The organism is Actinomycetota bacterium (assembly GCA_041658565.1).
In the GTDB taxonomy this organism is placed as follows: Bacteria; Actinomycetota; AC-67; order AC-67; family AC-67; genus JBAZZY01.
Window position 1 is genome coordinate 1 of sequence record JBAZZY010000051.1, and the last position, 6,211, is coordinate 6,211.

At 64.9% G+C, this 6,211-nt stretch carries 8 protein-coding genes; all 8 read left to right on the top strand.

Annotation, left to right across the window (positions count from 1 at the left end; genetic code table 11):
• A partial coding sequence (locus tag WDA27_14540; GenBank protein ID MFA5892143.1) for an Rv3654c family TadE-like protein occupies nt 1-483 on the top strand: 483 nt, incomplete at its 5' end.
• 9 nt (nt 484-492) lie between these two features.
• Complete coding sequence (locus WDA27_14545; GenBank protein ID MFA5892144.1) at nt 493-969, top strand: pyridoxamine 5'-phosphate oxidase family protein; 477 nt, start codon at nt 493-495, stop codon at nt 967-969.
• 96 nt (nt 970-1,065) lie between these two features.
• A complete protein-coding gene (locus WDA27_14550) occupies nt 1,066-1,830 on the top strand; it encodes a class E sortase (protein MFA5892145.1) in 765 nt (254 codons plus the stop codon).
• Nucleotides 1,831-1,964: 134 nt separating this feature from the next.
• Nucleotides 1,965-3,161: a hypothetical protein gene (locus WDA27_14555; protein MFA5892146.1), complete on the top strand. Its 1,197-nt coding sequence runs from the start codon at nt 1,965-1,967 to the stop codon at nt 3,159-3,161.
• Nucleotides 3,162-3,207: 46 nt separating this feature from the next.
• Nucleotides 3,208-3,447 (top strand): hypothetical protein, encoded by a 240-nt coding sequence (locus tag WDA27_14560; GenBank protein MFA5892147.1) that lies wholly within the window; start codon nt 3,208-3,210, stop codon nt 3,445-3,447.
• 277 nt (nt 3,448-3,724) lie between these two features.
• On the top strand, nt 3,725-4,795 hold the full coding sequence (locus tag WDA27_14565; GenBank protein ID MFA5892148.1) for an integron integrase: 1,071 nt from the start codon (nt 3,725-3,727) through the stop codon (nt 4,793-4,795).
• 160 nt (nt 4,796-4,955) lie between these two features.
• Nucleotides 4,956-5,192: a hypothetical protein gene (locus tag WDA27_14570; GenBank protein ID MFA5892149.1), complete on the top strand. Its 237-nt coding sequence runs from the start codon at nt 4,956-4,958 to the stop codon at nt 5,190-5,192.
• A 78-nt stretch (nt 5,193-5,270) separates the two neighbouring features.
• A complete protein-coding gene (locus WDA27_14575) occupies nt 5,271-5,519 on the top strand; it encodes a hypothetical protein (GenBank protein MFA5892150.1) in 249 nt (82 codons plus the stop codon).
• The last annotated feature ends 692 nt before the right edge of the window (nt 5,520-6,211 follow it).

The window sequence follows — 6,211 nt, forward strand, 5'->3', positions numbered from 1 at the left end:
TCCATTTGCCGGCGAGATGCTGCCGGCGGACTTCGAGATGTTCGCATCGGTGTCGATGCGAACCGAGCGCGCGCCGCCCCAGTGAACGCGCGCGCCGAGCGGGGGTCGGTCTCGATCGTCGCGGTCGCGTGCGCGTTCGTGCTCTGCCTTAGTGCGCTCGCGGCGGCTGATTTCGGCGCGGTTCTCGTGGCGCGCGCGCGCGCCGAGGCGGCAGCCGACGCTGCGGCCCTGGCGGCCGTAGCCTCTCAGGCTCCGATCCTTGATCCGAACGGAGATCCATCCGCAGCGGCTCGCGTCGAAGCCGAGCGCAACCAGACGCGGTTGGTCCGCTGCGACTGCGTCGTGGGAACCGCCACCGCCGAGGTTGAGGTCGAACTGACGCCGCACCTGTTCTTCCTGCGAGAGTGGTTCGGCCGGACCGTGCGCGCCGTGTCGCGCGCCGAACTGGACCCGGACGTGCTCACTTACCGCCGGAGCGATTAGGCTGATCCAATGCCGATTTCACGTGAACAACTGAGGCTGACGCCCGCTGAGTTGGACGCACTCATGGATGCCGCGAAGACCCTCCACGCCGGGACGGTGTCGCCCAAGGGAATGCCGCACGTCGCCCCGCTGTGGTTCGTGTGGCGCGACGGAGAGATCTGGATCAACAGCCTTCGCCGCAGCCGTCGCGGCCGTGACCTAACGGCCGGTTCTCCCGTGTCGCTGTGCGTGGATGCCGGCGATGAGTACGGCGAGCTGCGCGGCGCAGTTCTTTACGGCGCGTTCACCGACGCGTCGCAGGATCCGGCGCTGCCGGAGATCTTGCGGGAGTTCTCGCGCCGCTACTGGGGCGGGATAGAGGTTCCGCAAATGAAGAGCCACGATTGGCTGCGGATGAAGCCGGAGCGCATCGTGTCTTGGGACTTCCGCAAGATCCCGAAAGGTCGGGACAAGAGGCTCGAAGCTTCGAAGCCCGACAAGGAGTGACCGCGAAGCGTCCGACGCACTGCCGTCGTTGATGGTGGTGGGGGGGAACCAGGTGCCCCTGTCGGCGCGCGCGCGCGGCTGGTACAAAGGATCGTCATGAGCGGGATCAACGGCATTCCGGGCGGAAGACGCGGCCAAGTGTGGCCGAGCACCGGCGTTGGCTCCCGGCCGGCCGCGATCGTGCGTCCCGAGCCCTTCGCGATGCGCGCCGTGGCCGCAGCCGGATTCTTGCTTGACGCCGCCAGCCGCAGGCGTGGCGGAAGGATGGTCGCCTGGGCCCTCGTAATTGCGCTTGCGGCCGGTGGCGCGGGACTTCTCGGATACCCGTTCGCGACCAACGTCTGGGCGGGGCGCATTCAAGGCCGCCTAGGCGCGGAATTCAAAGCGATGCAGACCCAGTCGCCGCAGGCGTTTCGCCGGACGATCGTCGAGGGTGACGCGCTAACAAGGCTCGAGATCCCCAGACTTCGCGTGAAAGTCATCGTCGTCGAGGGGATCAGCGGCAACGGGTTGCGCGCGGGCGTCGGTCACTACCCTTCCACGGCGCTGCCCGGAGACCCGACCGGAAACATCGCCATTGCGGGTCATCGCACCGGATTCGGTGAGCCGTTCCGTCACCTCGAACGCATGCGCCAGGGTGACAAGATCATCTTGACCACTCCGTTCGGACGGTTCGTTTACGAGGTGATGGGTCCCTTCGACGGGCATTCAAATCCTTGGATCACCGAGCCGACGGATTGGAGCGTCATCTCCCCGACCCCGGAACCCTCTTTGACTTTGACGACGTGCGACCCGCCGCGCACGACGAAGAACCGCTTGATCGTGCGCGCGGCCTTGGTGGACAAGGAGATGTTCGGCTGAGGTCGATTTCCGGGCAATTCGGGCGAAGTCCTGGCGAATGTGTTCCGGAAACGGGAAAATGGGGTGTTCGAACATAACCGAGTGCCCGTGGCCACCGTTATACGGTTGGACCGCCGGGAAGGGACTCGAATCGTATGAAGCGTTTGCTCCTCGTTCGTTGCGCATCGCTCGCGGCTGCCGTGCTCTTTGGCGGTCTGGTTGCGATGCCCGCCTACGGGGCGCCCAAAGACACTCGCATCACCGCGGTCTTTCAGGGTCCGTGTGCGGGCGCGACGTGTAAGTCCGGTACCGACTCCGCACTCGACAACAATGACGTCGCGCGAAGCGCGGTGCAGGTGCAGATGGCCTCGTCCAGCTCGGTCGGTCTGGACTCCGCTCGCCTCGAGATGCGCTACGGCAGCGGCGCATGGATGTGTGTGAAGACATGGACGGTCGGGGGCGGGCGCGCGTTCAGCGCTCACTACGACTGGGAGACTCGTTTCCTGCCCAAGGATTGCTCGGGCGAGGGCGGAAGCGCGCTGTCCCGCAACGGCACGTACGCGTTTCGTCTGATTGCCGCCGAGCGCGTCTCCGGCGACACGCAGACCTCCCCCGTGTTCACAATTCGCGTTGAGAACCCCCCCGAGGCTCCTGAGTGGACGGCGAGCCCGAAGGTGACCGGCGCGAGTGAGTACAGCCCGCTTGTCGAGTTGAGCTGGCGAGCGAATTCCGAGCCGGATGTTGTCGAATACCACTACGCGCGCCTCAGTCCCAACGGTACCGAGGATGAGTTTGCGGTCAGCGCCGCGCACCCGGGCGGGCAGGGGTGCGACATAAGCGGAGACATCTACACGTGCTGGGATGACTACTTCCCGTCGAAGGGATTCGGGGGGACCTACACCTACGTCCTCATTGCGTACCGATCGAGTCCGGCGACGTCGGGCCAGTGCGCGCTGCCGCCGGGTGGGAAATGCGTTCAGTCGTCGGCAAGCGAGCCCAAGAACGCCTCGGTTGTCGAACCGAAACCGTCACCCACAGCCGTTCCGACGCCGACGAAATCGTCGTCCGCCGCGACGGCGACCGCGAAGCCTCGTCCATCCACGCGCGTCCTTGGAACTCGGACGAACTGGAAGGACTACTACACCGGTGAGTACGAAGAGAAGCTCCCTTACGCACCGCGGACCAAGATTGAACCCGTGCCCGGGTCATCGCGGTTCGATTCCGGAACTGCTTTGGCGGCTGCGCCCGAGTCGTCCGAAGGGGACTCGCGAAACGCGTGGCTATCGATTGCCGCCGGCCTCGTGATGATCCTGACGGCGTTGCACCTGACGCGCGCCCTCCGCCGGACCTGACACTCATTGGTGCGAATGCGGCGCGTCGCCGTACGATGGTAAAGCGATGAGTTCTCCTGTTCTGTGCACGTGCGGAGCCGTCCTGGTGGACGAGGTCACCGAGCGCGGCGTTCGCCCCGTCGGAAGCGATGCCGTCATCGTGTTTCGCCGGACCACCGACTACGTCATGTGTACGTCGTGCCTTGCCACCTACGACGTTGTGTCGCTGATTGCGCGCGCCAAGGATCGCGAGACGATCGAGCACCTAGAGAACATCGCGCGCGAAGTCGACGCCGCCGACGCCTAAGTCCGAGTCTGCTCGGAACTTCGCCTGCGCAGCTCTACCGGTTGCTCGATCCAACCAACTACTCCAAGTTCGCACGCCAACTGTTGTCGCTTCTGTATGTGCTTGGCTGCGATATCGAACTCGACATCTGCAAGCGACCGGTGACCGGCGTTACCGGATAGCCGGCGCCGTCCGACTCGACGGCTTCTGCTCGACCTTCCCGTTGTGGCCTTGGGGCGCGCGCGGCGGTAGACCTCGACCTATGCCGTCGGCCGGCGAGTATGGACGCCTGATTCCAGTGGGCAAACCTGGGCCCATCACCGCGCGCGCCGGATCGGGCGTGAAACTCCGCGAGTGCGTCGTGCAGGAACTCAGGACGCGCCACTACAGCCCGCGCACCGAGAAGTCCTACGTTGGCTGGATTCGTCGTTTCATTCTGTTCCACCGCAAGCATCCCGCGGAGTTAGACGAGGCCCACGTCAACGAGTTCCTTTCGGACTTGGCCGTAAACGGAAACGTCGCAGCATCGACCCAGAACCAGGCCCTTGCGGCGATCCTGTTCTTGTACGAGCACGTGCTGGGACGCCCGCTCGATCGGATCGACGGAGTCGTGCGCGCGCGCCGTCCCGCGCGACTGCCGGTCGTCCTGACGCGCCCGGAAGTCGATGCTGTGCTCGCGGAACTCAGCGGTACTCCGCGACTGGTGATCATGGTGCTTTACGGAACCGGCGCGCGCGTGACCGAGGGATTGTCGCTTCGCGTGAAGGATCTGAACTTTGATCGGGGCGAGATCACCGTCCGCGACGGCAAGGGTCAGAGAGATCGAGTCACCATGCTGCCGCGCGTTCTGGAACCTGCGCTCGACGCGCACCTGCAAGACGTTCGAAGGCAGCACGAGAATGATCTGCAGCGAGGATTAGGTCGTGCTCCGCTGCCCGGCGCGCTCGTGCGCAAGTACCCCAATGCCGACCGTGAGTGGGCGTGGCAATGGGTCTTTCCGGCGACGTCGCACTACCTTGATGTCGAGACCGGGATTCGTCACCGCCATCACCTTCACGAGACCGTCATTCAGAAAGCCGTGCGCCAGGCGGCAATGCGCGCGCGGGTATCCCGCCCCGTCACCCCGCACGCCTTCCGCCACTCATTCGCTACTCATCTACTGGAGGACGGCTACGACATTCGCACGGTGCAGGAACTCCTCGGCCACCGCGACGTGCGCACCACCATGATCTACACCCACGTGCTGAATCGCGGCGGCCGCGGCGTCTACAGCCCCCTGGACCGCCTGCCGGCCGGAAACCCGCTTACCATCGCCGCGCGCTATCCCGACCCCCCGGACGGGATAACAAACAAACATCCACCCCAATGAGTGCATCAAACACCCTCCGACCAGGGACTGCGCGCAGTACCGAAAACCAGCCGGCGCGCGCTATCCTGTCCGAGCGGAGCGCTATCAAGGTCCGCACAAATAGGAGTTATGCCGACGTGATCCCATGAACGATCCGACGACGACTGGCGACGATTTGAGCGTGATTCGAAGGGTTGCGTCGAGTCTTGTCGGTCTCGGACTCGTCATCACCCTTTTCGCGCTTGCCAACCTCTATCGGATCGAGCGAGGAGGCTGCGACCCTGGGAACCCGCCCGAATCATGTGGGGGTGCCTACGCGGTTCTGTTGGTGGGGCTCGTGTTCATCGGGCTCGGAGCGATCGGGGTGCTTTGGGCCATGGCAGTGACATACTCACGCCGTGAACAAGATGCGGCCTAACTCGCGCGTTCAACGGACGCCGCTACGCGGCGCCGCTGACGCGCAAAGTCGTTCTGCCGACCAGCGGGAGGTAACCCCATGAAGGCGAAGGCAGTGATTGTAATTGCGTCCGGTTGGACGATCGCCGTTCTGATCGCTTTCCTCCTTCGGTCGTCTTGTCCCAACCAGTGCCGGGGGGAAGACTGCAACTCGATCACGCTGATGGGGTGCACGCCGGGCATTACCTCCGCCCGCGGCCTCGTCGTCGGAGGGTTTGTTGCCCTGGCGGCAACCGCAGTCGGCCTGTGGATCATGCGACGTGAGGGGGCCAGCGGGAGATGGCATTGACATCCTGGACCCACATGTTTGCGGGAGAGCTGCAGAACTCGCGGCTGGAACCGACGCTCGCCTTCGGCTCGCGCGGCTCAGCCGCAGAACGTTACCCCGCGTAGCGCCCGCGCGCCTGGCGCGGTCTTGTACTCATCGGCCGGTCGATGCGCGATCACGCGCGGTGACTCGCCCCAGTTGCTTGCCGACGTGCAGGTCCACGGAGGCTTGGTATCGAACCGTGCTGGACAAGTGTCTCGTGCTACAACCTAGATGCGGATGATCGGTAGTCGGCTCAGTGCGGTGCTGCGACGCGGATCGGGGGTCTCGAACAACCGTGATTGGGAAGGGCAAACCCAAGGCCGGGGTAACTCGCGCGTACAACGGACGGGCACCGCGCTTCGCGCGGCGACCCGCCGCTGACGCGCAGAATCGTTACCCCGCGTAGCGCCCGCGCGCCCGGCGCGGTCTTGTACTCATCGGCTGCTCGCCGCGCGATCACGCGCGGTGACTCGTCCCAGTTGCTTGCCGACGTGCAGGTCCGCGGAGGCTTCGCATCGAACCGTGCGGGACAAGTGTCTCGTGCTACAACCTAGATGCGGATGATCGGTGGTCGGCTCAGTGCGGTGCTGCGACGCGGATCGGGGGTCTCGAACAACCGTGATTGGGAAGGGCAAACCCAAGGCCGGGGTAACTCGCGCGTACAACGGACG

Coding starts and splice junctions, on each gene's coding strand:
- WDA27_14545 (MFA5892144.1), top strand. CDS start 493: ATGCCGATTTCACGTGAACAACTGAGGCTGACGCCCGCTGAGTTGGAC.
- WDA27_14550 (MFA5892145.1), top strand. CDS start 1,066: ATGAGCGGGATCAACGGCATTCCGGGCGGAAGACGCGGCCAAGTGTGG.
- WDA27_14555 (MFA5892146.1), top strand. CDS start 1,965: ATGAAGCGTTTGCTCCTCGTTCGTTGCGCATCGCTCGCGGCTGCCGTG.
- WDA27_14560 (MFA5892147.1), top strand. CDS start 3,208: ATGAGTTCTCCTGTTCTGTGCACGTGCGGAGCCGTCCTGGTGGACGAG.
- WDA27_14575 (MFA5892150.1), top strand. CDS start 5,271: ATGAAGGCGAAGGCAGTGATTGTAATTGCGTCCGGTTGGACGATCGCC.